Origin of the sequence: Herbaspirillum sp. alder98, from assembly GCF_020179755.1 — a bacterium.
In the GTDB taxonomy this organism is placed as follows: domain Bacteria; phylum Pseudomonadota; class Gammaproteobacteria; order Burkholderiales; family Burkholderiaceae_D; genus Herbaspirillum.
The window spans coordinates 37,294-61,157 of the sequence record NZ_JAIUCY010000003.1 but is presented as its reverse complement, the minus strand read 5'-3'; the positions used below and the strand labels follow the sequence as shown (position 1 = coordinate 61,157).

18 protein-coding genes and 1 tRNA gene are annotated in these 23,864 nt (G+C 61.1%); 11 read left to right on the top strand and 8 right to left on the bottom strand.

Going from position 1 to position 23,864, the window contains the following annotated elements; translation table 11 throughout:
- The first annotated feature begins 177 nt into the window (after positions 1-177).
- Together LBW87_RS08100 and LBW87_RS08095 are read left to right on the top strand one after the other, a co-directional pair.
- On the top strand, positions 178-516 hold the full coding sequence (locus tag LBW87_RS08100; protein WP_225200945.1) for a hypothetical protein: 339 nt from the start codon (positions 178-180) through the stop codon (positions 514-516).
- 165 nt (positions 517-681) lie between these two features.
- A complete protein-coding gene (locus tag LBW87_RS08095) occupies positions 682-1,107 on the top strand; it encodes a hypothetical protein (RefSeq protein WP_225200944.1) in 426 nt (141 codons plus the stop codon).
- A 501-nt stretch (positions 1,108-1,608) separates the two neighbouring features.
- On the opposite strand, the gene LBW87_RS08090 is transcribed toward LBW87_RS08095, so the two are convergent.
- The 5 genes from LBW87_RS08090 to LBW87_RS08070 form a co-directional block, all read right to left on the bottom strand.
- Positions 1,609-2,052, bottom strand: a complete 444-nt coding sequence (locus LBW87_RS08090) for a DUF1810 domain-containing protein (RefSeq protein ID WP_225200943.1) — start codon at positions 2,050-2,052, stop codon at positions 1,609-1,611.
- 5 nt (positions 2,053-2,057) lie between these two features.
- Positions 2,058-2,309 carry a hypothetical protein gene (locus LBW87_RS08085; protein ID WP_225200942.1) on the bottom strand — a complete coding sequence of 84 codons (252 nt, stop codon included), beginning with the start codon at positions 2,307-2,309 and terminating at the stop codon, positions 2,058-2,060.
- A 156-nt stretch (positions 2,310-2,465) separates the two neighbouring features.
- Positions 2,466-2,542: transfer RNA gene (locus LBW87_RS08080), tRNA-Arg, on the bottom strand.
- Between the two features lie 70 nt (positions 2,543-2,612).
- Positions 2,613-4,226 (bottom strand): glucan biosynthesis protein, encoded by a 1,614-nt coding sequence (locus LBW87_RS08075; RefSeq protein ID WP_225200941.1) that lies wholly within the window; start codon positions 4,224-4,226, stop codon positions 2,613-2,615.
- Positions 4,227-4,440: 214 nt separating this feature from the next.
- Positions 4,441-5,508, bottom strand: coding sequence for a type II asparaginase (locus LBW87_RS08070; protein WP_225200940.1), 1,068 nt, complete (start codon positions 5,506-5,508; stop codon positions 4,441-4,443).
- Between the two features lie 332 nt (positions 5,509-5,840).
- On the opposite strand from LBW87_RS08070, the gene LBW87_RS08065 reads away from it, so the two are divergent.
- Positions 5,841-7,340, top strand: a complete 1,500-nt coding sequence (locus LBW87_RS08065) for an AMP nucleosidase (RefSeq protein ID WP_225200939.1) — start codon at positions 5,841-5,843, stop codon at positions 7,338-7,340.
- Between the two features lie 22 nt (positions 7,341-7,362).
- Here LBW87_RS08065 and LBW87_RS08060 read toward each other — a convergent pair whose 3' ends face one another.
- Positions 7,363-8,568, bottom strand: coding sequence for a YbfB/YjiJ family MFS transporter (locus LBW87_RS08060; protein ID WP_225200938.1), 1,206 nt, complete (start codon positions 8,566-8,568; stop codon positions 7,363-7,365).
- Positions 8,569-8,668: 100 nt separating this feature from the next.
- Here LBW87_RS08060 and LBW87_RS08055 point away from each other — a divergent pair, with 100 nt between their 5' ends.
- Entirely contained in the window at positions 8,669-9,532 is an 864-nt protein-coding gene (locus LBW87_RS08055) for a LysR substrate-binding domain-containing protein (protein ID WP_225200937.1), read from the top strand.
- A 410-nt stretch (positions 9,533-9,942) separates the two neighbouring features.
- Here LBW87_RS08055 and nhaR read toward each other — a convergent pair whose 3' ends face one another.
- Complete coding sequence (nhaR, locus tag LBW87_RS08050) at positions 9,943-10,872, bottom strand: transcriptional activator NhaR (protein WP_225200936.1); 930 nt, start codon at positions 10,870-10,872, stop codon at positions 9,943-9,945.
- A 140-nt stretch (positions 10,873-11,012) separates the two neighbouring features.
- Between nhaR and LBW87_RS08045 the strand changes: the two genes are divergently transcribed.
- From LBW87_RS08045 to LBW87_RS08015, 7 genes are all read left to right on the top strand, one after another.
- On the top strand, positions 11,013-11,351 hold the full coding sequence (locus LBW87_RS08045; RefSeq protein WP_225200935.1) for a zf-TFIIB domain-containing protein: 339 nt from the start codon (positions 11,013-11,015) through the stop codon (positions 11,349-11,351).
- A 41-nt stretch (positions 11,352-11,392) separates the two neighbouring features.
- Positions 11,393-12,358, top strand: coding sequence for a TerC family protein (locus LBW87_RS08040; RefSeq protein ID WP_225200934.1), 966 nt, complete (start codon positions 11,393-11,395; stop codon positions 12,356-12,358).
- A gap of 162 nt (positions 12,359-12,520) precedes the next feature.
- Positions 12,521-13,249 (top strand): transposase, encoded by a 729-nt coding sequence (locus LBW87_RS08035; RefSeq protein WP_225200933.1) that lies wholly within the window; start codon positions 12,521-12,523, stop codon positions 13,247-13,249.
- A 188-nt stretch (positions 13,250-13,437) separates the two neighbouring features.
- Entirely contained in the window at positions 13,438-18,114 is a 4,677-nt protein-coding gene (locus LBW87_RS08030; RefSeq protein WP_225200932.1) for a glutamate synthase-related protein, read from the top strand.
- Positions 18,115-18,230: 116 nt separating this feature from the next.
- Positions 18,231-19,694, top strand: coding sequence for a glutamate synthase subunit beta (locus LBW87_RS08025; RefSeq protein ID WP_225200931.1), 1,464 nt, complete (start codon positions 18,231-18,233; stop codon positions 19,692-19,694).
- Between the two features lie 377 nt (positions 19,695-20,071).
- Positions 20,072-21,874 (top strand): M61 family metallopeptidase, encoded by a 1,803-nt coding sequence (locus LBW87_RS08020; RefSeq protein ID WP_225200930.1) that lies wholly within the window; start codon positions 20,072-20,074, stop codon positions 21,872-21,874.
- 217 nt (positions 21,875-22,091) lie between these two features.
- Positions 22,092-23,186, top strand: a complete 1,095-nt coding sequence (locus LBW87_RS08015) for a helix-turn-helix domain-containing protein (protein ID WP_225200929.1) — start codon at positions 22,092-22,094, stop codon at positions 23,184-23,186.
- 47 nt (positions 23,187-23,233) lie between these two features.
- Here the strand turns inward: LBW87_RS08015 and LBW87_RS08010 are convergent, their stop codons facing one another.
- Complete coding sequence (locus tag LBW87_RS08010; protein WP_225200928.1) at positions 23,234-23,839, bottom strand: 50S ribosomal protein L25/general stress protein Ctc; 606 nt, start codon at positions 23,837-23,839, stop codon at positions 23,234-23,236.
- Positions 23,840-23,864 lie beyond the last annotated feature (25 nt).

The window sequence follows — 23,864 nt, the reverse complement described above, 5'->3', positions numbered from 1 at the left end:
GCACCATATGGGGACCCATGCAGATCAAACTTCTGAACGGAATGAAACTGTTAGTTGAGCTTGAAGCAAGAAACATGAACGCATACGGGAATGCATTAGGTGCTAGCGTCGGTCAACCACGAACCCAGACGAAGTTATGGGCAAAAATTACTGCCGGAACGGCTCGAACAGGAGGGGATGAGTTCGATTTCTCGCCTCCAGGTTGGTGACAAGAAGATGAAAATTCAAATTCGACCTCATGCTATAGGTGAAGGCTGGTCATTGATATTGGACGATTTTGAGCCTTCGGGGGGCTATGCAGAATTTCAAAAGAAATTATGCATTTTTCTTGGTGAGAAATTCGACTATTGGCACCAAGGCGTAGCAGAGGGCGTCGGGAGGATGAGTTATCAGCAATCATTCATCAATACTTATTGGGCAGATTACCCTTTCACTTTTTGTTTGGAGTGCCCGAATGAAAACACTGCACATCGTTTGAGAGCAGACTGCGAACGCTATTTAAGGCTGGTTTGTTGAGTTACATCCAAAACGGTTGAGTCCAGCTCTAGGGATGATTCAGTACCAAATTGATGGGGTAGTAGACCAATACATAAAAATTAATGGCATTAGTTTTTATGTTCCCGCAAACGAGACGACAAGAACGATTAAGACAGTTTTCCCATTGTGGCCGAAAGGAGTGAAATGAATTATCCGCGCAGAGTAAGTGACTTTCTGCCGCCTTTAAATGTGGGAGATCGACTGGAGCTTTTGTTTTATTGCATCAGATTTTCTCTTTACGCAGGGTTGCCACCTCTTGATCGTTACTTGGACGGTATTCTGATTCATCCAAATTCTGTACCAAAGGGCGGAGGATATTGCGGCGGTGATCCGGGCTGGGAAATTGATGGTAATAACGATGAAACAGGTGGTTTTTTCTATAATGAAAATGGCGAGCAACTCTTCCGCTGCTGGGCTCTTGCGGACGTAAGTGATATCGAACCAGATACCGCCTACTATACGGTGAAGGAAGTGCGTTATTACATACGTCTTGCCCTGGAAAATATTGGTAAGAAGTATCCAGAACACTTAAAGGAAGCGCAGGAGGTAATTGCGCGATACGGTTTGTAGCCGACTAAACTTGGAAATAGTATGTTGGCTGGCGGCTATACGGCTCCGCAATGTTTTACCGTACCGGGGCGACAGTTGGAAGGGCAAAGGCCGACATTTGGAAGAGTGCCCTTGGACAAGCCGGAATTAGAGGGCAGGCCTTTTTTTACGATTCCTAAGAAAAATATTGCCGGATTCGCCTGACGGCGCTGGCGCCAGTGGATAAAGTGGCATGGTCATTGATGTGGCAAACAAATAGTGTAAAGAAAAGAGTACTTTCGATCTTTACACCGTTCCGCTCGCTTAGATGAATTTCCTCCAGATCTGTAGCTTCCGCGCTCGATTCATGACAAAAGCTGATAGTGGGCAAAGTCTAAAATAACGCGAACGTCTATTCCTGCGTGGGTTTTAGTCTAATCGATAGACCTGGAATTACGCCCCTATAAGAACTACCGTTCTGATGGATCGGCAGGCCTGACCTTAAAGAAACCCGCGCTTGTCGCGGGTTTTTTTGTTGCCGCCTCACGCGCCCTTTGCGAGCAGCGACGTCGTGGCGGCATCGGCCCGGCTCTCGAAGAACAGCGCCAGCGCGGCACCAAACTCGGGCTGTGCAGGGTCGGTCATCGCAAAGAGCGTCATCGATGAATGAAACTTGAGGTCATCGGGCGACCCGAAGATATCGGTAGCCGTGCGTGTCGGATCGGCCTTGTGCGCCGCCATGACCAACTGCGTGCATTCGACCAGGCGCACTCCCAATACCGGATGGCGCAGGTAGGCCTGCGCCTCGGCCATCGAGCGGATGGCGAAATGCCGTGCCGTGTCGCTACGGCCCAGTCCCGCCAGTTGCGGAAAGATGAACCACATCCAGTGACTGCGCTTGGCGCCGCCGCGCAGCTCGGCCACTACCTGCTCGAACAGTGGCGCCTGCGCCTCGACGAAGCGATTCAGCGAATAGGGATCCTGCATGGCATTCAGGCGCCTGCGGGTTGTACCGTCGGGAGTGAAGAGGGTGTCGGCGCATGGGCCTGGGCGCCATCGGCGACGATGCTGCTTTCCTGGGCGACGGCTTGCATGTCTTCCTCGCCGATCTGCGTGGGCAGGCCCGAGAGCGTTTCGCCGCGTCGGCGGCGGATGATCTCATCGGCGCGTCGCATGGCCGGTTTGGCACAGGCCGCAACGGCTACCGAGGCCAAGGCCAGCATGAACAGGGATGTCTTTTTCATGACCGCTCCAGTCGAGGTGAATAAACGAATCCATTAAAGAAATTCATTATCACCATGGTGCGGGGTTTTCAGTGTCGGACAAATGCGCAATGCGCCGTCGGAAAAGCGGGCCGGAAATAGAAAAAGGGCCCATCTTGCGATGGACCCTTTTACATTTGGTGCGGCTGGCAGGAATCGAACCCACGACCCCTTGGTTCGTAGCCAAGTACTCTATCCAGCTGAGCTACAGCCGCGAAGAGCGAGATTATAGAGGCATAATATTATCGTGTGCAAGCCCTTTTGATAAAAATGTTTGGCAAGGCATCAATACACGGTGCTGGTCTTGAACGGGTGGTACTGGAACAGCCAGGTTTCGGACAACGCCTGCCCCTTGTCACGCAGGAACAGGCGCAGCTCGACCGGGTCGTCGCCGTCGACGGTCAGGTCGAACTGGGCGCGCCAGTGACCTGCCACCCCATTGGGAACCGGCTCGGTGAAGACATACGAGAAGCTGCCTCGTGAGCTTTCCAGCACCGCCTCGGGACGGGTGCCGAACGGCAGCGCCTGCAGCGGCGCGCCCTTGAATTCGACCATGAACTTGCGTACGTTGGGCGGACGCGGCTGGCCGGGCTGGCCACCGTTGCCCAGCCGGGTGGCCACGCAGCGCGCCATCGGCGAGGGGAAAGGTTCGTCGCCCTGCCAGTACAGCCGATAACGCAGGCGGTAGCTGGCGCCTGCGGTGGCCGGTGCCTTGGGTACCCACATGGCGACGACGTTGTCGTGGATCTCGTCGTCGGTCTTGATCTCGATCAGTTGCACCTCGCCGTCGCCCCAGCCCTCGAGCGGCTCGACCCACAGGCTGGGGCGGCGCTCGTACATCACCCCATCCTGATAGTGGTCGAAATTGCGGTCGCGCTGGCACAGGCCGAAACCGCGCAGGTTGCTGTCGCCAAAGGCCGATGCCATGGTGCGCGGCGGATTGTTGAGCGGGCGCCATACATGCTCGCCGTTGCCGCGCCAGATGGCCAGCCCGTCCGAGTCGTGCACCTCTGGGCGCCAGTCGACGCCGGTGCCCTTGACCGTCTCTGAAAACCAGTACATCGAGGTCGCCGGCGCCAGTCCCAGGCGCTTGACGTCGCGCCGCAGGAACAGCGACTTGTCGACTTCCATCGTCACGCCCTGGCCGCGCCGCATCGTGAATTTATAGGCGCCCGTGACGCTGGGGCCATCCAGCAGCGCATAGACCACCACGGTGTCGCTGCCGGGGGCCGAGGGCTCGAAGAAGAACTGGGTGAAGTCGGGAAATTCCTCGGGCTTGTCCGGCTGCGCCACGTCGATGGCGATGCCGCGTGCCGACAGGCCGTATTGATACAGGTCGCCGATGGCGCGGAAATACGACGCGCCCAGAAAAGCCACCCAGTCGTTGTTGTGCCAGTCTTTCTTCTGCTGGTCGGCCAGGCGGCTTTCCTGGAACCGGAAACCGGCAAAGCCGCTACCGGCCGGCAGGCGATGCGCCGGGCTGTCGGCGGGCATGTCGAAGTAGTCGTCGCTATAGACGATTTCACGCGCGCGGCGCCGGTCGGCTTCGCCTTCCAGCAGATACATGCGTACCGGCACCAGGAAGAACTTGCCCAGGTGGAAGAAGGTCAGCGGGAAGGCGCCCGGGCCATCGGCAAACGGCGCATAGCCGGTCTTGAACTTGATCTTGCCGTGCGCTTCGTAGTCGATCTGGTCGAGCACTTCGCGCGGGATCCTGCTCTGCGGCTGGTAGGCCTTGCTGGCCAGCTCGCGCGCCCGCGCCGTCAGCGCGTCGAACGAAAAGGCTTGCGCCGTGCCCAGCTTGAGTCGCGCCGCGGCCAATGCCTGCGGGCTGATGCCGAGCGCCGACAGCGCGGCGGCGGCGGTGGTGGAAGCGAGGAAGCGGCGTCGATTCAACATAGGGAGACCTGTAGTTTCTTGTTGGAATGGTGGCGGCCAGAACTCAGCCATGCGAACTACAGAGTGGTCGCCTCGCTGATGGTTCCTATGAGCACGGCGCGGTGGTGCGAGGGGAGGCTGGCAAGTGGCGGGGCGGCAGCATTCCCGCTCTTCCATAGAAAAAGCCCGCTGCATCTGCATGCAGCGGGCTTTTTTCAGTGGTACTGAACGCGGATCAATATTCCCAGAAGATCTTCTGGATTTCCTTGGTATCGGTAGTCTTGGTCAGTGCCAGCATCAGCAGGATGCGGGCCTTCTGCGCGTTCAGGGTGTCGGACACGACGAAGTCCAGCTTGTCATCGTCGGCTTCGCCGTTGCGCGCCACGATGCCTTGACCAACGCGGCTGCTGCGCACGATGACCACGCCCTTCTTGCGGGCTTCGACCAGGGATGGCACGACCGTGTTGTTCAGGCTGCCATCACCCACGCCGGCGTGGATGATGCCCTTGGCGCCAGCGGCCACGAAGGCATTCAGGGCGATCGGGTTCATGTTGGCATAGCCGTAGACGATGTCGACTTGCGGCAGTTGGTCCAGCTTGGAGACGTCGAACTGCGAATCGGCGGTGTGCTTGCGGGTCGACTGGCGATAGAAGAACGGCTTGCTGCCCTGGATGTAGCCCAGGTAGCCCAGTTCCGGCGTCTTGAAGGTGTCCAGGGTTGAGGTGTTGGTCTTGGTCACTTCACGCGCAGCGTTGATCTGGTCGTTCAGTGTCACCAGCACGCCCTTGCCGATGGCTTCCTTGCTGCCGGCCAGCAGGACCGCGTTGTACAGGTTGATCGGGCCGTCGGCGCTGATGGCGGTCGACGGACGCATCGCGCCCACGATCACGACCGGCTTCTTGCTCTTGACGACCAGGTCCAGGAAGTAGGCGGTTTCTTCGATGGTGTCGGTACCGTGGGTGATCACGATGCCATCCACATCGCTTTGCGCCAGCAGCGTGTTGACCCGCTTGGCCAGCTTCAGCCAGTACTCATTGTTCATGTTCTCGCTGGCGATCTGGAAAACCTGCTCGCCTTTTACATTGGCGACCTTCTTCAGTTCAGGAACGGCATCGATCAGCGCTTCCACGCCGATCTTGGCGGCGGTATAGCCGACCGTGGTGGTGCTGGTGGCGCCGGTGCCGGCGATCGTGCCGCCAGTTGCCAGAATGGTCACATTCGGGAGTGTCTGCGCTTGCGCAGCGGTCGCTGCCGCCAGGCAGAACAGGATAAGGATTTGGCTGAAGATTTTTCTTGCGAGCATGTGTGCCTCTGTATGTGTGGAATGATTTTTTGGCTCCGCCCCGCTGCCGTGGAGAAAGACTGCGACGGGGCGTGCGCACGTCAGTGCCCCGCAAAGATAGCATCGGCTCGCTTTGCCATCAAAGGTTTTTTTATCCCATGGGAATTGCGCACCTCAAGTGGGAAGAGGTGCACCTGGTGGATGCAGGTTAGCGTCGAATTGGCACCAAAGTGGCGCATCTGTGGCCTCGGGGAAATTCGTGGAGACGGGCCGACTCGGGTAAGATCGAATTGCCCCATGAGTGAGGATGAGCTCGATGGTCCATCGGGGACTTTCATGAACTGGAGAAGAAAATGTTTGCCACGCAGAGTTTTACCGATCCCGAAGCCGCCCTGGCGCGCGTTATCGACATCTACGACCACAACACCGCCATTCTGCGTGATGGCTTTCGCCGTTTTTCAGATGGAGAAGTGCTGTCGCAACGCATACGGGCGCATTATCCGTTCGTCCGCATCACCACCGAAAAGGCGACCCACGCCGACACCCGGCAATCGTTCGGTTTCGTGGCCGGCCCCGGCAGCTACGAAACCACGCTGACCCGCCCGGCGTTGTATCGCCAGTACCTGCTGGCGCAGTTCAAGCTGGTGCTGGAGAACCACCAGGTGCCGCTGGAGATCGGCGAAAGCAGCATGCCGATACCGGTGCACTTCGCTTTTCCCGAAGGGATCCACGTCGAGGGCAGTCTCGATCCCGATCATCTGCGCTCGCTGCCGGATGTGTTCGACCTGCCGGACCTGGCCACCATGGACGACCGCATCGCCAATGGCACCTACGAGGCCGACAACGGCGCCTGGCGCGATGGCCTGCATCCGCTGGCCTTGTTTACGGGGCCTCGCATCGATTATTCGCTGCACCGCCTGCGCCATTACACGGCCACCTCGCCCGACCAGTTCCAGCGCTACGTGCTGTTCACCAACTATGCGTTCTATGTGGATGAATTCATCCGCCTGGGCCGGCAGTTGATGCAGGCAAGCGATGATCCGGAGGTGCGCAAGTATCGCCAGCAGTACACCGCCTTCGTCGAGCCCGGCAATGTGGTCACCTGGAGCGGCAACCAGGATCAACCGGCCGCCGCCGCCAGTGGCGTGGCGCCGGCGCGGCAGCCGCAGATGCCGGCGTTTCACCTGCAGCGCGCCGACGGCAGCGGTATCACCCTGATCAACATCGGAGTCGGTCCGTCCAACGCCAAGACCGTCACCGATCACGTGGCGGTGTTGCGGCCGCACGGCTGGCTGATGCTGGGGCATTGCGCGGGACTGTCGGCGTCGCAGCGCATGGGGGACTATGTGCTGGCGCATGCCTATGTGCGCGACGACCATGTGCTGGATGACGACCTGCCGCTGTGGGTGCCGATTCCGGCGCTGGCTGAAGTGCAGCTGGCGCTGCAGGAGGCGGTGGCCGGCATCACCCGGCTGGAGGGCTACGAGCTCAAGCGCATCATGCGCACCGGCACCGTGGCCTCGGTGGATGATCGCAACTGGGAGCTTCGCGACCATCGCACGCCGATGCTGCGTTTTTCGCAGAGTCGCGCCATCGCGCTGGACATGGAGAGCGCAACGGTAGCGGCCAACGGTTTCCGCTTCCGGGTGCCGTATGGCACGCTGCTGTGCGTCTCGGACAAGCCCCTGCACGGCGAGATCAAGCTGCCCGGCATGGCCAATACCTTCTATGAGCAACGGGTGGCGCAGCATCTGCAGATCGGCATCCGCGCCCTGGAATTGTTGCGCAATCACGGCATCGAGCAGTTGCACAGCCGCAAGCTGCGCAGTTTCGCGGAGCCAGCCTTCCGCTGACATGCCTCATCAGGCTCGGGATTCAAGCCCGCTTCAGGCCCGCTACCGATTCCGGTAGCGGGTTTTTTATTGTCAGCCGATAGTACAGCCCGGCGCCCGCCACCAGCGACAGGGCGGCCACAATCAGGGAGGGCGTGAAGGAACCGCCTTCGGCCAGCGTCGTGGCCAATGGCGGGCCGGCGATCTGGCCGATGCCATAGGCGGCAGTCATCGAACCCATCAGCTTGCTGGCGTGGATGCCGCGCAGGCGGCGCGCCTCGCGCATGCCGAACAAGGTGATGGCGGTGAAGGGAAGCCCTAAAAGCAGGCAGCCAAGCGCGAAGCCGATGGCGTTGGGCAAGATGATGCACAGCATGATCCCGAGCGCCTGCATCAGGTAGGACCAGCACAGCAGCATGCGCTGGTCGCCCTGCACCGGCAGGCGGGTGGCGCCAAACGCGCCGATGGCCACGCCGGCGCCGAAGATGGGCCAGAAGAAGTCGGGCCAGGCCGAGCCGGGCAGGGCCTGGCGCGCAATCACCGGCAAGAAGGTGGCGGTGATGATGTAGCCGAAGCCGGCGATGCCATAACCGATGGTCTGCTGGCGGATCTCGCTCTTCAGTGCAGCGCCGGGTGCGCTGTCGGCCTGCTGGTCTTCATGGGCCGTATGGGCGCTTTCGGGTGCGGCGCCGAAGGTGGTCCAGGTCACTGCGGTCAAGCCCAGTGCCAGCAACGCAAACAGGATCCAGCCGGCGGCGGCATGCCAGTTGGCCGCCACCATGGCGCCGGTCGACAACCCGGTCAGGGCGATGCCGAGGCCGGGGCCGCAGAAAATCACCCCACCCAGTTCCGGGCGCTGCAATTGGGTCAATCGCTGCAGGCACCAGCCGGCGGTGTAGACGAACACATAGGCGCTGATGACACCCGACAGCACGCGCAACGCCAGCCACCACGACGGTGAGTGCAGCAGCCCCATGCCCAGGGTCAATACGACAGTGGCCACCAGGCCGGTGCGAATCATGGCGGTCGTGCGCGCGCTGCGGTGGATGGCACACAGCAAGGCGCCGATGAAATATCCCACGTAATTGGCGGTGGCCAGCCAGCCGCCCATCTGCAGGTCGAGGCTGCCTTCATGCAACATCATCGGCAGGAGCGGCGTGAAGGCGAAGCGGCCGATGCCCATGGCCGCCGACAGGGCCAGCATGCCGGCCAGGCAGGTTTTCCAGGCGGCGCGGCTGTTTGCATCCATGGCGGTTGATTTTTTGTTTGATCGGGAAGCAATCCTAGCTTGTTTTTGCCATCCTAAAAAATGAATAATAAGGATGAATTCATCGCTTTTGGAGATTTTCATGGATCTGGCAGAGCTGGAGATATTTCGTGCCGTGGTCGCGGAAGGCGGGGTCACGCGCGCCGCCGAGCGGCTCAACCGGGTGCAATCCAATGTCACCACCCGCATCAAGCAGCTCGAGCAATCGATCGGCGTGCCGCTGTTCGTGCGGGACCGCCGGCGCATGGTGTTGACCTCCGCCGGCGAAGCCTTGCTGGATTACGCCGAGCGCATCCTCGACCTGGTGCAGGAGGCGCGCCAGGTCGTGGCGCCGCAAAGCCCACGCGGCAGGTTGCGCATCGGGTCCATGGAGAGCGCCGCTGCCAGTCGCCTGCCAGGGCCGTTGTCCGAATTCCATCGGCGCTGGCCCGAGGTGCGGCTGGAGCTGTCCACCGGGCCCAGCGAGAACCTGGTGACCCAGGTGCGCGAAGCCAGGCTCGATGCTGCCGTGGTCTCGGGCGTGATCGATGACGCGATGCTCGAATCGACGCCCTTGTTCAAGGAAGAGCTGTTGCTGGTCACGCCGCGTCTTCATCGGCGGGTGCGCGCGCCGCAGGACGTCACGCTCGATACGCTCATCGTCTTCGAGCAGGGTTGTACCTATCGCCGGCATGCCGAGCAGTGGTTCTCACGCGGTGGTGTCGGCAAGCGGCCGGCGCGGATCCTGGAGCTGGCTTCCTATCATGCGATCCTGGCCTGTGTCGCCGCCGGTGCCGGGGTGGCGGTGGTGCCACGCTCGGTGGTGGCGATGCAGATAGAGCCGCACGGGTTTGCGACCCACTCGCTGGGCCGCGAAGGGCGCGTGGTGACCTGCCTTGTCAGTCGTCGCGAACAGTCTTCGGCAGCCTTGCTCGCCTTGCGCTCTTTACTTCTCGCGAGCGTTTGATATATTGGTTTTCATCAGTCGCAACTATGAAGGCCGCGTAACAATTTGTAAAAAAGACTGCAGCGCTGCAGTGATTTTTTTATATTGAAGTTCCCCCTCCATTCTCCCCCCCGAGAATGGGATTTACCCCACGGACTGCAAAGCCCGTGGGGTTTTTCTTTTGCCGAATCGATTGTGCCGAAACGCATGTTTGATGCGCGTTTGCGGCCTTCTTTCATCGATTTTGATGATGTGCGCGAGTACATCGCAGCGGAATCGTCATCCTCGCAAAAACAACCTCGCCACATGAGAACCCTCAGGTGCTGCCGCCGCCGTGCATGGATGGCGCAAAGGGCGCATCGAGTTAGTGTTTTTGCATCCTTGTTATCGCAGCAGTCAGTTGTAACAGCGTCGATTCAGTCAGCAAGTTGTCAGTTCTCCGGGCGGGTATTTTTCGCGGTGTTACCGATCAGGTTGGCGCGTGCCGCGGATTGAATGGCCAGGACGGCAGGATGGGTCAGGCGGCGTTCGACGGAGATGGCATAGAACTGTTCGCGTACGGCCTCCGTGCGCCCGATCTCGACCAGGCCATATTGCTTCTTGATCTGCGCGGCGATGGCGCTGGGGGCGGCAAAGATACCGGCACCGGCGTCGCCGAACGCCAGCAGCAGGGCGCCATCGTCGAATTCGCCGGCGATCTGCGGGCGCACCTTTTCTTTTTCGAACCAGCGCAGCAGCCGGGGCCGCACGGCGGCATCGTCGCCAGGCATCAGGAATGGCGCGTCGTCCAGGCTGCGTGGAAAATCCTTCTTGTAGCGTCGTGCCAGGGCCGGGGTGGCGAAGAAGCTGGTGTCGCTTTCCCCCAGCAGGTGGTGAAATCCCCTGACCTCGACATTGGCCGGCATCGGACTGTCGGCGATGACGATATCGAGCCGGTGGATCGCCAACTCGGCCAGCAGCACATCGAGTTTGCCCTCGCGGCACACGATGCGAATCGGTTCGTCCATGGCCAGGGCCGCCTCCAGCAGCAGGTAGGCAATCGCCTTGGGCACCGCATCGGCCACGCCCACGCGCAGCTGCAGCGCCCGTCCGCCGGGTCGGAAGCGCAGCGCCTCTTCGAGTTCTTCGCCGATGGTGAAGAGCCGGTCGGCATAGTCGAACACCATGCGGCCGGTGTCATTGAGTTCAAGCCGGCGTCCCACGCGTTTGAAGAGCTTGTAGCCCAGGCTTTCCTCGAACAGGGCGATCTGCCCGCTGACCGTCTGTGCCGTCAGGTGCAGTCGCTCGCTGGCGCGGGCGATGCCCCCGGTCTTGGCGACGGTCCAGAAATAATGCAGGTGCTTGTAGTTGAGGGCGGCCATAGCAAGAAGTCGAATAGTTCGGTTTTTCCGATGTGATATTTCAGTATATTCGAATTTTCAATTGTTTCAGTTTCTCTTAAAGTGGCGCTGTTCCGGGTCGTTCGGCCCGTGATTCTTCGATACTTTCAAGGAGAGATCAGATGAAATGTCCCGTTTGCAGTACCACCGACCTGTTGATATCGGAACGGCAAGGTATCGAAATCGACTACTGCGGGCAGTGTCGCGGCGTATGGCTGGATCGTGGTGAGCTCGACAAGCTCATCGAGCGCTCGGCGGCCGCTGCCGCGCCACCTGCGCTCACGCCGGCACCCGCGCCTCGCGCGGCGCCGCCGCAATATTCCAATGACCAGCGTTTCGGTCATGGTGGTCACAGTGGTCACAGCGGTCACAGTGGTCATGGCCACAGTCATGGTTCGTACGGCTATGATCACAAGCGCAAGAAAAAAGGTTTTCTGGGCGAGATCTTCGATTTCGACTGAACACCAACGCTTTTCAACAATAACGCCAAAGAGGCAAACAAATGAGCGCAGTGGAAAGCTTCGCAACCGGCCCGATGTGGGCTGGATTCATCGTATTCGTACTGGGCATGCTGGCCCTGGACATGTTCGTGCTGGGCGGGCGTCATTCGCACCGCGTCACCCCGCGTGAGGCGCTGGGCTGGTCGCTGGTGTGGATTGCGCTGGCATTGGCCTTTGGCGGCCTGATGTGGTGGTATCTGGATGCCAACGTCGGGCGCGAGATCGCCAACCAGAAGAGTGCCGAGTTCCTCTCGGGGTACATGATCGAGAAGGCGCTGTCGGTCGATAACATCTTCGTGTTCCTGATGATCTTCAGCTACTTCGCGGTGCCGCCGGAGTTGCAGCGCCGGGTGCTGCTGTACGGTGTGATCGGCGCCATCGTGCTGCGGGCGGTGATGATCCTGCTGGGCGCCTGGCTGATCGCGCAGTTCAGCTGGATCCTGTACATCTTCGGCGCGTTCCTCGTATTTACCGGTGTGAAGATGCTGATCTTTGCTGATCATGAAGGCGATCTTGGCAACAACGCGTTGCTGCGCTGGTTACGCGGTCACCTGAAGATCAGCGACAACTACGACGGCGAGAAATTCTTCACGATGCAGAATGGCGTGCGTTATTTCACGCCGCTGATGCTGGTGCTGCTGCTCATCGAGTTGTCCGACCTGGTGTTTGCGGTCGATAGCATCCCGGCCATCTTTGCCATCACCAAGGACCCGTTCATCGTGTTCACGTCGAACATGTTTGCGATCATGGGCTTGCGGGCGCTGTACTTCCTGCTGGCGGATTCGGCCGAGCGCTTCCACTTCCTCAAGTACGGCCTGGCGCTGGTGCTGCTGTTCGTGGGGAGCAAGATGCTGCTGGCGTACTGGTATCACATCCCCGTGATGTGGTCGCTGGCGACGGTGGGGGCGATCCTGCTGGTGTCGATCCTGCTCAGCCTGGTGCTGACGCGCGACAAGAAGACCGTCTGACTGAGCTAGCTTGATGTCAGGTGTAGAGGCCGACCGGCGCAATCCGGTCGGCCTTTTTCATTGCCCCTGGCGATGCGCCGAAGGGCACGGGTGCGAATCTGCTTGAAATTGGGGACGGAGTAATCTAGCCTGCTTGCTTTGTCGCCCGCCTTCCCTGATCTCATGGCCCGTCTTCCCCGTCTCGTCGTTCCCCACCAGCCGCATCACATCATCCAGCGCGGGCATGATGGCCTGACCATTTTTCGCGATGCCGACGACTACCTCCATTTCCTGGCGTGGCTCAAGGAGGCGGCGCGCCAGTTCAAGGTTGCCATCCATGCCTATGTCCTGATGCCGGACCATCTGCACCTGCTCGCCACGCCGGTCGACGACCAGGGGCTGGCACGGATGATGCAATGGATAGGGCGCCACTATGTGCCCTATTTCAACCAGAAGGTCGGGCGCAGCGGGACGCTTTGGCAGGGCCGCTACCGCGCTACCGTGGTGGACCCGGAGCTGCACCTGCTGGCGGTGTGCCATTACATCGAGCTCAATCCGGTGCGCAGCGGGCTGGTGGCGTCGCCGGCCGACTATCCGTGGTCCAGCGCGATGCACCATATCGGCGCCAAGCAGGACGGACTGGTCACCGATCATCCGCGTTATTGGGATATTGGCAACACGCCCTTTGATCGCGAGATCGCCTATCGCCAGTCGCTGGAAGAGGGGCTGTCGCAGGCCCATATCGACAGTATTACCGCCGCCACGCTCAAGGGCTGGGCGCTGGGCTCGGATGCCTTCAAGCAGGAACTCGAACGGCAGACCCGGCGCCGCGTGAGCCCGGCCAAGCGTGGCCGACCGCTGGCGGCGCGTGCAGAAGTCGCCGATGCGGACGATAGCGAAGTGTCGAAGTGAAAACGCTTAAATAAAAATGAGTATCAATATCAATGACTTGGCGCGGATTCCATTACTCTGTCCCCAATAATAAAAACCGAGAATTTTCAGGGTTTTAATTATTACTCCGACCCTATTTATTCTTATTGAACTATTGGGTGCACTGCACTATTCTTAATATCCTTACTGACAAAGTGGTGGAGTACCGTATGCAATCGCAAGGCCTTTACGACCCAGCAAACGAACATGACGCCTGTGGCGTCGGTTTTATCGCTCACATCAAGGGCAAGAAAACCCACTCCATCGTTGATCAGGGCTTGCTCATCCTGAAGAATCTGGACCACCGCGGCGCGGTTGGAGCCGATCCGCTCATGGGTGACGGCGCCGGTATCCTCATCCAGATTCCAGACCAGTACTATCGCGAAGAAATGGCGCGCCAGGGCGTCGACCTGCCGCCGCCAGGCGAGTACGGCGTCGGCATGGTGTTCCTGCCGAAAGAGAACGCCTCGCGCATCGCCTGCGAGCAGGAGATCGAACGCGCGGTGCTGGCCGAAGGCCAGCGCGTGCTGGGCTGGCGCGATGTGCCGGTCGACCGCGACATGCCGATGTCGCCCACCGTGCGCGAAAAAGAACCGGTGATCCGCCAGATCTTCATCGGCCGCGGCCCGGACGTGATGGTCACCGATGCGCTCGAGCGCAAGCTGTACGTGATCCGCAAGTCGTCCGGTCACGCCATCCAGGCGCTGAACCTGCTGCACGGCAAGGAATTCTTCGTGCCGTCGATGTCGGCCCGTACCGTGGTCTACAAGGGCCTGCTGCTGGCCGACCAGGTCGGCGTCTACTACAAGGACCTGCAGGACGAGCGCTGTGTCTCGGCGCTGGCGCTGGTGCACCAGCGTTTCTCTACCAATACCTTCCCCGAGTGGCCGCTGGCCCACCCGTACCGCCTGATCGCCCACAACGGCGAAATCAACACCGTCAAGGGCAACTTCAACTGGATGCGCGCGCGCGAAGGCGTGATGCAGTCGGCCGTGCTGGGCGACGACCTGAAGAAACTGTTCCCGCTGATCTATGAAGGCCAGTCCGACACCGCCAGCTTCGACAATGCGCTCGAGCTGCTGGTGATGGCCGGTTACCCATTGCCACAGGCGATGATGATGATGGTCCCCGAAGCCTGGGAAAACCATACCCTGATGGACGACAACCGTCGCGCCTTCTACGAATACCACGCGGCCATGATGGAACCGTGGGACGGCCCGGCTGCGCTGGCCTTCACCGACGGTCGCCACATCGGCGGCACGCTCGACCGCAACGGCCTGCGTCCGGCGCGCTACATCGTCACCGACGACGACCTGGTGGTGATGGCATCCGAATCGGGCGTGCTGCCGATTCCCGAATCCAAGATCATCCAGAAGTGGCGCCTGCAACCGGGCAAGATGTTCCTGATCGACCTCGACGCCGGCCGCATCATCGACGACAAGGAACTCAAGGACACCTACGCCAACGCCAAGCCCTACAAGCAGTGGATCAACTCGGTGCGGGTCAAGTTGGACGAGCTCAAGGACGAGCCGCGCGAGCCCTCCTCGATCCTGCCGCTGCTCGATCTGCAGCAGGTGTTCGGCTATACCCAGGAAGACATCAAGTTCCTGATGGCGCCGATGGCCACGGGCGGTGAAGAAGCCATCGGTTCGATGGGCAACGACTCGCCACTGGCGGTCATGTCCAACAAGAACAAGACCCTCTATCACTACTTCCGCCAGTTGTTTGCGCAGGTGACCAACCCGCCGATCGATCCGATCCGCGAGGCGATGGTGATGTCGCTGGTGTCGTTCATCGGCCCCAAGCCCAACCTGCTCGACACCAACAACATCAACCCGCCGATGCGCCTGGAAGTGACGCAGCCGGTGCTGGACTACGCCGACATCGCCAAGCTGCGCAACATCAGCGCGCATAGCGGTGGCAAGTTCAAGTCCTACGAGTTGAACATCTGCTATCCGGTGGCCTGGGGCAAGGAAGGCATCGAAGCGCGCCTGGCCTCGCTGTGCGCCAAGGCCGTCGATGCGGTCAAGTCGGGCCATAACATCCTGATCATCTCGGACCGCAAGGTCGACGCCGACCAGTTGCCGATCCCGGCGCTGCTGGCGACCTCGGCGATCCACCAGCACCTGGTCAGCAAGGGCCTGCGTACTTCCACCGGCCTGGTGGTCGAGACCGGCTCGGCCCGCGAGACGCACCACTTCGCGCTGCTGGCAGGCTACGGCGCCGAAGCGATCCACCCGTACCTGGCCATGGACACCCTGTGCGAAATGGCACGCGGCCTGCCGGGCGACCTGTCGCCTGAAAAGGCGGTGTACAACTTCCAGAAGGCGGTTGGCAAGGGCTTGTTGAAGGTGATGTCCAAGATGGGCATCTCGACCTACATGTCGTATTGCGGCGCGCAGATCTTCGAGGTGATCGGCCTGTCGCGCGCGCTGGTCGACAAGTATTTCAAGGGCACGGCCTCCAACGTCGAAGGTATCGGCGTGTTCGAAGTGGCCGATGAAGCGCTGCGCCTGCACACCGCCGCCTTCGGCAGCGATCCGGTGCTGGCCAATGCGCTCGACGCCGGTGGCGAGTATGCCTTCCGCATCCGTGGCGAAGAGCACATGTGGACCCCCGACGCGATCGCCAAGCTGCAGCACTCGACCCGCTCCAACAGCTTCAACACCTACAAGGAATACGCGCAGATCATCAACGATCAGTCCAAGCGCCACATGACCTTGCGCGGCCTGTTCGAATTCAAGATCGACCCGTCCAAGGCGATCTCGATCGACGAAGTCGAACCGGTCAAGGAAATCGTCAAGCGCTTTGCCACCGGCGCCATGTCGCTGGGCTCGATCTCGACCGAGGCGCACGCCACGCTGGCCATCGCCATGAACCGTATCGGCGGCAAGTCCAACACCGGCGAAGGCGGCGAAGACGTCAATCGCTATCGCAATGAATTGAAGGGCATCCCCATCAAGCAGGGCGAGACGCTGGCTTCGGTGATCGGTCGTGAGCACATCGAAGTCGACATTCCGCTGCAGGATGGTGATTCGCTGCGCTCGCGCATCAAGCAGGTCGCCTCCGGCCGCTTCGGCGTGTCGGCCGAATACCTGGTGTCGGCCGACCAGATCCAGATCAAGATGGCGCAGGGCGCCAAGCCTGGCGAAGGCGGTCAGCTGCCGGGCCACAAGGTGTCCGAATACATCGCCACGCTGCGCGTGTCGGTGCCGGGCGTGGGCCTGATCTCGCCGCCGCCGCACCACGACATCTATTCGATCGAGGATCTGGCCCAGCTGATCCACGACCTGAAGAACGTCAACCCGCGCGCGTCGATCTCGGTCAAGCTGGTGTCCGAAGTCGGCGTCGGCACGGTCGCCGCCGGCGTGGCCAAGGCCAAGTCGGATCACGTCGTCATCGCCGGTCATGATGGCGGCACCGGCGCTTCGCCGCTGTCGTCGATCAAGCATGCCGGCTCGCCCTGGGAACTGGGCCTGGCCGAAACCCAGCAGACGCTGGTGTTGAACGGCTTGCGCAACCGTATCCGGGTGCAGGCCGATGGCCAGATGAAGACCGGTCGCGACGTCGTCATCGGCGCCATGCTGGGGGCCGACGAATTCGGTTTCGCCACTGCGCCGCTGGTGGTCGAAGGCTGCATCATGATGCGCAAGTGCCACCTCAACACCTGCCCGGTGGGCGTGGCCACGCAAGATCCGGTGCTGCGCGCCAAGTTCTCCGGCAAGCCGGAACACGTGGTCAACTTCTTCTTCTTCATCGCCGAAGAAGCACGCCAGATCATGGCGCAACTGGGTATTCGCAAGTTCGATGACCTGATCGGTCGCGCCGACCTGCTGGACCGTTCCAAGGCGATTGCGCACTGGAAGGCCAAGGGCCTGGACTTCAGCCGCATCTTCCATCAGCCGCAATCGGACCTGCCGGTGTTCCATACCGATCACCAGGATCACGGCCTCGACAAGGCGCTGGACCACAAGCTGATCGCGCAAGCGAAGATCGCGCTGGAAAAGGGCGAGAAGGTCTCGTTCATCTCGCCGATCAAGAACCTGAACCGCACCGTCGGCGCCATGCTGTCGGGCGAGGTCGCCAAGCGTTATGGCCATGACGGCCTGCCGACCGACACCATCCATATCCAGCTGCAAGGCACCGCTGGCCAGTCGGCCGGCGCGTTCCTGGCGCACGGCATCACGCTGGACCTGGTGGGCGAAGGCAACGACTACGTCGGCAAGGGCTTGTCGGGTGGCCGCATCGTGGTGCGCCCCAACACCGAGTTCCGCGGTCGCGCGGTGGACAACATCATCGCGGGTAACACCGTGCTGTACGGTGCGATCAATGGCGAGGCCTTCATCAACGGCGTGGCCGGCGAACGTTTTGCCGTGCGCAATTCGGGCGCCATTACCGTGACCGAAGGCACGGGCGACCACGGTTGCGAATACATGACCGGCGGCACCGTCGTGGTGCTGGGCAACACCGGCCGCAACTTCGCTGCCGGCATGTCGGGCGGCATCGCCTACGTCTACGATCCGGAAGGCGATTTCGCGCCCAAGTGCAATACCTCGATGGTGACGCTGGAGAAGGTCCTGTCGGACACCGAACAGGAGTCCGCGATCGGACGCGAACACTGGCACAGCCTGGAACGTGGCGGTGTGCGTCAGACCGATGAAGCTATCCTGCGTGGCTTGATTGAACGGCACTTCAAGTACACCGGCAGCACGCGTGCGCGCTACCTGCTGGACAACTGGGCGGCATCGCGCGCCAAGTTTGTGAAGGTCTTCCCGACCGAATACAAGCGTGCGCTGGCCGAACTGGCCGCTGCGGCCGAAACCAGGAAGGAAAAGGTCGTCGCCTGAACCAGCGGAGTCCGCTGAATCAGGCAGCAGCCAACGTCAAGTCAATCAAGTAAGCCGACGGGCAGGCGCAATCGAATCGCCGCCCGTCGCATCCTTAGCGAGAATGTGAGAGGAAAATGGGAAAAGCAACCGGTTTCATGGAATACCAGCGCCTCAAGGAGGCCAGCGAAGCGCCAGCCGCACGCACCAAGCACTACAAGGAATTCGTCCTGCACCTGAGCGACGGCGATGCCAAGATCCAGGGCGCGCGCTGCATGGATTGCGGCATTCCATTCTGTAACAACGGCTGCCCGGTCAACAACATCATTCCCGACTGGAATGACCTGGTCTATCGCGGCGACTACAAGGAAGCGCTGGACACCCTGCACCAGACCAACAACTTCCCCGAATTCACCGGCCGCATCTGTCCGGCGCCATGCGAATCGGCCTGCACGCTGGGCATCAACAGCGACGCCGTGGGCATCAAGTCGATCGAGCACTTCATCATCGACAAGGGTTGGGAAAACGGCTGGGTGGTGCCGCAACCGGCCGCCATCAAGACCGGCAAGAAGGTCGCCGTGGTCGGTGGCGGGCCCGCCGGCATGGCGGCAGCCCAGCAGCTGGCGCGCGCCGGTCATGACGTGACGGTGTTCGAGAAGAGCGATCGCATCGGTGGTTTGCTGCGTTACGGCATTCCCGACTTCAAGATGGAAAAGCAGCACATCGACCTGCGCGTGAAGCAGATGGAAGCCGAAGGCGTGGTGTTCCGCACCAGCGTCTTCGTGGGCAAGGATTTCCCCGAGAACGTCAATAACTGGGCCAAGGAAACCATCTCCCCGGACGAGCTCAAGAAAGACTTCGACGCCGTCATCATCTCGGGCGGCGCCGAGCAGCCGCGCGATCTGCCGGTGCCGGGGCGTGAATTGAAGGGCGTGCATTTCGCGATGGACTTCCTGCCGTTCCAGAACAAGGTCAATGCCGGCGACAAGCTGAAGAACCAGTTGCTGGCGACCGGCAAGCACGTGGTGGTGATCGGCGGCGGCGATACCGGTTCCGATTGCGTCGGCACCTCGAACCGTCATGGCGCCGAATCGGTGATCCAGTTCGAACTGATGCCGCAACCGCCGGAAGCCGAAAACAAGCCGCTGGTCTGGCCTTACTGGCCGACCAAGCTGCGCACCTCGTCATCGCATGAAGAAGGTTGCGACCGCGACTGGGCCGTGGCCACCAAGCGCCTGGAAGGCAAGAATGGAAAGGTCGAGAAGCTGATCGCCGCGCGCGTCGAATGGAAGGACGGCAAGATGCAGGAAGTGCCTGATTCCGAATTCGAGATGAAGGCCGACCTGGTCTTGCTGGCAATGGGCTTCGTGTCGCCGGTGCAGCAGGTGCTGGACGCCTTCGGCGTCGACAAGGATGCACGCGGCAATGCCAAGGCAGCCACCGACGGCGAAGGTTGCTACAAGACCTCGGTCGACAAGGTGTTTGCCGCTGGCGATATGCGTCGTGGTCAGTCGCTGGTGGTGTGGGCCATTCGCGAAGGCCGCCAATGCGCGCGTGCGGTCGACGAATACCTGATGGGCGCCTCGCTGCTGCCACGCTGATCGATCGCACAGGACCGGCAATGTAACGCTTGCTTCATTTGACCCTGGAACCGGAGAGACGAAAGTCTTTCCGGTTTTTTTTCGCGTGTTTTTGTTATTCGTCCGGCATCGATGTGGAGTTAACGACGCTGGGTCCCGGCCTTCGCCGGGACGACGGGGGAGGGGGGGCTAACTCCATGGGGTGTTCCATCGGTATCGCTCACCCTAGCACCGTCGTTCTGACGAACGTCAGAACCCAGCGTCTTGTTTTTATGCACTCCAATGCTTCACCAGCCTGACGCTCAGGAAGCGCGCAACGCTAACGGATAACTCCAGCACCGCCCTGCGGCTCAAGTAAAATAAGCCATCGCCGCACGCCGGCATCTTCGCTCACGCACATGGCCACTCCGATCCGCTACACCATCACTTCCCGCGATCCCGCATCCCACGTCTATGAAGTCACCGTGACGGTTGATCGGCCTGCCGCCGATGGCCAGGTGTTTTCGCTACCGGCCTGGATTCCGGGGAGTTACATGATTCGCGAATTCGCCAAGAATATCGTGCAGATCAAGGGCGAGTCGGGCGGGCGCAAGGTAACGCTCAAGAAGCGCGACAAGCATACCTGGCAGGCAGCGCCCTGCAACGGAGCGCTGACGCTGTCGTACCAGGTCTATGCCTGGGACCTGTCGGTGCGCACTGCGCACCTGGACCAGACGCACGGTTTCTTCAATGGCACCAGCGTGTTCCTGGCGGTGCATGGCTTTGAAGAGGGGCAGCATGTGGTCGAGATCGTCCGTCCCGAAGGCGAGGCCTTCAAGCGCTGGCGCGTGGCCACTTCGTTGCCCGAGTTGAAGGCCCGGCGCTATGGTTTCGGTTCCTACGTGGCGCAGAACTACGACGAGCTGATCGATCATCCGGTCGAAATCGGCAGCTTCGCCCTGGCCACCTTCGACGCCCACGGCACGCAGCATGACGTGGTCATTACCGGGCAGGTCCCCAACCTTGACCTGCCGCGCCTGTGCGCCGACCTGAAGAAGATCTGCGAAGCCCAGATTGCGTTCTTCGAACCCAAGACCCGTCGCGCACCGATGGCGCGCTATGTGTTCATGACCATGGCGGTGGGGGATGGCTACGGCGGCCTCGAGCATCGCGCCTCGACCGCCCTGATCTGCGCGCGCGCCGACCTGCCGGTCAAGGGGCGGGCCGAACAGACCGATGGCTATCGGACCTACCTGGGCCTGTGCAGTCACGAATATTTCCATACCTGGAACGTCAAGCGCATCAAGCCCGCCGTGTTCGCGCCGTATGACCTGCGCCAGGAGGGATATACCTCGCTGTTATGGTTGTTCGAAGGCTTCACCAGCTATTACGACGACCTGTTCCTGGTGCGCACCGGCGTCATCGATACCGACAATTACCTCAAGTTGCTGGCCAAGACGGTCAATGGCGTGCTGCGCGGCAGCGGTCGCAAGAAGCAGAGCGTGGCCGAGTCGAGCTTCGATGCCTGGGTCAAGTATTACCGCCAGGACGAAAACGCGCCCAATGCCATCGTCAGTTACTACACCAAGGGTTCGCTGGTGGCGCTGGGGCTGGATTTGACCATCCGCACCCAGACCCGTGGCCGTCGCTCGCTTGACGATGTCATGCGCGGACTCTGGCTGCGCTATGGTCGTGATTTCTTCGAGGGCGACGCCATCGGCGCCGGGGTGCCGGAAGACCAGATGCTGGCCCTGATGGAAGAGTTGAGCGGCGCCAGTCTCAAGCGGTTTTATGATCGCCACATTGTCGGCACCGACGATGTCCCGCTGGCCGAGCTGCTGCCGGCCTTCGGTGTCGGTCATGATGATGAAAGCGGTCGTGACCTCAAGCCATGGTTGGGCGCGCGCATCGTCAAGGATGGCGCCGATGCCAAGCTGGCCAGCGTCTATGAAGGCGGACCGGCGGCACTGGCCGGCCTGTCGGCCGGCGACAAGCTGGTGGCGATGGATGGACTCAGGGTGGTGGCGGGTGGCTTCGAGGGCCTGCTGGCGCGTTATCGCGTCAACGATACCGTGCGGGTCCACGTCTTCCGTCGTGACGAGTTGCTCGACGTCGGGGTCAGGCTCAAGGCCGATGGCCTGGTGCCGGTGAAGTTGAGCGCACTCGGCAAGCCTGCCGCCACGGTGCGCCAGCGTGAATCCTGGCTGAAGAAGTCGGGCTGAAAAAAATGCCTGCCGCGAGGCAGGCACTAGTGAGGGAGTCTTCTTGCATCGGGTGTGGCGCGGGGGCTCTGGTTGTCGATTGGCCCGATGGTATTTATTACTCCATGGCCATGCAGTCTTACCAACAAGACAATCATAGCGCCGGTTTTTTAGTCGACTTGACCGCCAGTCTCACTTTTTCAAAATAAAATGCGATATCGGTAGAACGGGGCTGGGTATGGCGGGGGCTTACACAACGACAGTCGGTCTGGAGCGGTCGCGCTCGCGCGAACGCTATGCCATTCCCCAGTCAAGCGCCGCACATGAGTTGCGGGCAACGCTGCTGGCGCACGAGCATTTCAGCGTGGCCGGCGAAGCCCGCAGCCAGCAGGCGCAGGCCTGGTCCGACCGTGTCGGCCGGCTGGTCGATACGCCCGTCTCGCGCGCGCAAGCGCAGACCGGCTTCCATGGTGAGCTCGACAGCTACGTGCTGCCCGACATGATCTATCTCGAGAGCCGCACCGATCCGCTGCTGCAGATGCGCACCCTGGGCCAGATATCACGCGACAACGTGCGCAACTTCGTTTTTCATGTGGCCGTCGAAGGGATCATGGAAACCGTGGTGGACCCGACCCGTCAGCGCAAGGCCGAGCAGTTCGTGCCCGGCATCCTGGCGCTCGACATGGGCCAGCCGATGCGCATGCACCGTCCCACGCGGGCACGGGTGCTGGCCTTCTTCATGCCGCGCGACCGGGTCACGCAGGTCATCGACGATCCCGAGGCGCTGCATGGCAAGGTCATTTCCTATACCTCGCCCATGGCCCGGTTGCTGCTGCCGCAGTTGCAGGCATTGTGCGCGGGCCTGCCGCAGCTGGCGCAAACGGCGCCGCAGCAAGCCGGCATGGCGATTCACCAGTGCGCCGAGTTGATTCTGGCGGCATTCGCGCGTCACGACCGGCTCTCCGGTGGCGGCCGCGCCGCAGCCCGTCATGCGCTCAAGGAGCAGATCCGGCGTCATATCGGCGCCAATCTGCATCGCGGCGAGCTGGCGCCGGAAGATATTCTCGTCACCTTCGGCTTGCCGCGCGCAACGCTGTACCGGATGTTCGAAGCCGACGGCGGATTGTTGGCCTACATCCGGCAGTGCCGCCTGTCAGCGGCCGCCATCGAGCTGGTCGAGATGCCGAATGCCCCGGTCGCCGAAATCGCCTATGGCCTGGGATTTTCCAGCGCGTCCGATTTCACGCGGGCGTTTCGTCGCAGTTATGGAATGGCGCCGCAGGAGTTTCGCGCCGGCGGGGCGCATTGGTTGCGCGGCGCCGTGCGGGCATAAAAAAACCCGCCACGAAGGCGGGTTTTCAGTGATCCGTAGAAAACGGATTACTTGGCTTCTGCGTCGCCGGCGGCAGCTTCGCCTTCGGCAGACACCTGGCCAGCCGGCACGCTTGCGGTGGCGATGGTCAGGTTTTCTTGCGACACGGCAGTCACGCCAACTGGCAGCTTCAGGTCAGCCAGGTGGACCGATTGACCGACTTGCAGGTTGGCCAGGTCGACTTCGATGAACTCAGGCAGGTTCTTCGGCAGGCACTGGATGTCCAGGTCCGATTGAACGTGGCTGATGATGCCCGACGACAGCTTCACGGCTGGCGACACTTCAGCGTTCACGAAGTGCAGTGGCACCTTGGTGTGCAGCTTTTGCGATGCATCGACGCGTTGGAAGTCGACGTGCAGGACCAGTTGCTTGAACGCGTGGACCTGGAAGTCGCGCAGCAGGACCTGCTCGACCTTGCCTTCGATCTCCAGATCGAGAATCGATGCGTGGAAGGTCTCTTTCTTCAGCGCGTGGTACAGCGCGTTGTGATCCAGAGCGATATTGACCGGGGCGGCAGTGCCACCGTAGACGATACCTGGGGTTTGGCCAGCAATACGCAGGCGGCGGCTCGCTCCGGTCCCCTGTTCCTTGCGTGGAAATCCGATAATCTTCATGAAAATACTCCAATGTGTGCCAGAC

Bases quoted from the DNA above. Each gene is read 5' to 3' on its own strand.
- LBW87_RS08100 (WP_225200945.1), top strand. From the start codon at position 178: ATGAGTTCGATTTCTCGCCTCCAGGTTGGTGACAAGAAGATGAAAATT.
- LBW87_RS08095 (WP_225200944.1), top strand. From the start codon at position 682: ATGAATTATCCGCGCAGAGTAAGTGACTTTCTGCCGCCTTTAAATGTG.
- LBW87_RS08090 (WP_225200943.1), bottom strand. From the start codon at position 2,052: ATGCAGGATCCCTATTCGCTGAATCGCTTCGTCGAGGCGCAGGCGCCA.
- LBW87_RS08085 (WP_225200942.1), bottom strand. From the start codon at position 2,309: ATGAAAAAGACATCCCTGTTCATGCTGGCCTTGGCCTCGGTAGCCGTT.
- LBW87_RS08075 (WP_225200941.1), bottom strand. From the start codon at position 4,226: ATGTTGAATCGACGCCGCTTCCTCGCTTCCACCACCGCCGCCGCCGCG.
- LBW87_RS08070 (WP_225200940.1), bottom strand. From the start codon at position 5,508: ATGCTCGCAAGAAAAATCTTCAGCCAAATCCTTATCCTGTTCTGCCTG.
- LBW87_RS08065 (WP_225200939.1), top strand. From the start codon at position 5,841: ATGTTTGCCACGCAGAGTTTTACCGATCCCGAAGCCGCCCTGGCGCGC.
- LBW87_RS08060 (WP_225200938.1), bottom strand. From the start codon at position 8,568: ATGGATGCAAACAGCCGCGCCGCCTGGAAAACCTGCCTGGCCGGCATG.
- LBW87_RS08055 (WP_225200937.1), top strand. From the start codon at position 8,669: ATGGATCTGGCAGAGCTGGAGATATTTCGTGCCGTGGTCGCGGAAGGC.
- nhaR (WP_225200936.1), bottom strand. From the start codon at position 10,872: ATGGCCGCCCTCAACTACAAGCACCTGCATTATTTCTGGACCGTCGCC.
- LBW87_RS08045 (WP_225200935.1), top strand. From the start codon at position 11,013: ATGAAATGTCCCGTTTGCAGTACCACCGACCTGTTGATATCGGAACGG.
- LBW87_RS08040 (WP_225200934.1), top strand. From the start codon at position 11,393: ATGAGCGCAGTGGAAAGCTTCGCAACCGGCCCGATGTGGGCTGGATTC.
- LBW87_RS08035 (WP_225200933.1), top strand. From the start codon at position 12,521: ATGGCCCGTCTTCCCCGTCTCGTCGTTCCCCACCAGCCGCATCACATC.
- LBW87_RS08030 (WP_225200932.1), top strand. From the start codon at position 13,438: ATGCAATCGCAAGGCCTTTACGACCCAGCAAACGAACATGACGCCTGT.
- LBW87_RS08025 (WP_225200931.1), top strand. From the start codon at position 18,231: ATGGGAAAAGCAACCGGTTTCATGGAATACCAGCGCCTCAAGGAGGCC.
- LBW87_RS08020 (WP_225200930.1), top strand. From the start codon at position 20,072: ATGGCCACTCCGATCCGCTACACCATCACTTCCCGCGATCCCGCATCC.
- LBW87_RS08015 (WP_225200929.1), top strand. From the start codon at position 22,092: ATGGCGGGGGCTTACACAACGACAGTCGGTCTGGAGCGGTCGCGCTCG.
- LBW87_RS08010 (WP_225200928.1), bottom strand. From the start codon at position 23,839: ATGAAGATTATCGGATTTCCACGCAAGGAACAGGGGACCGGAGCGAGC.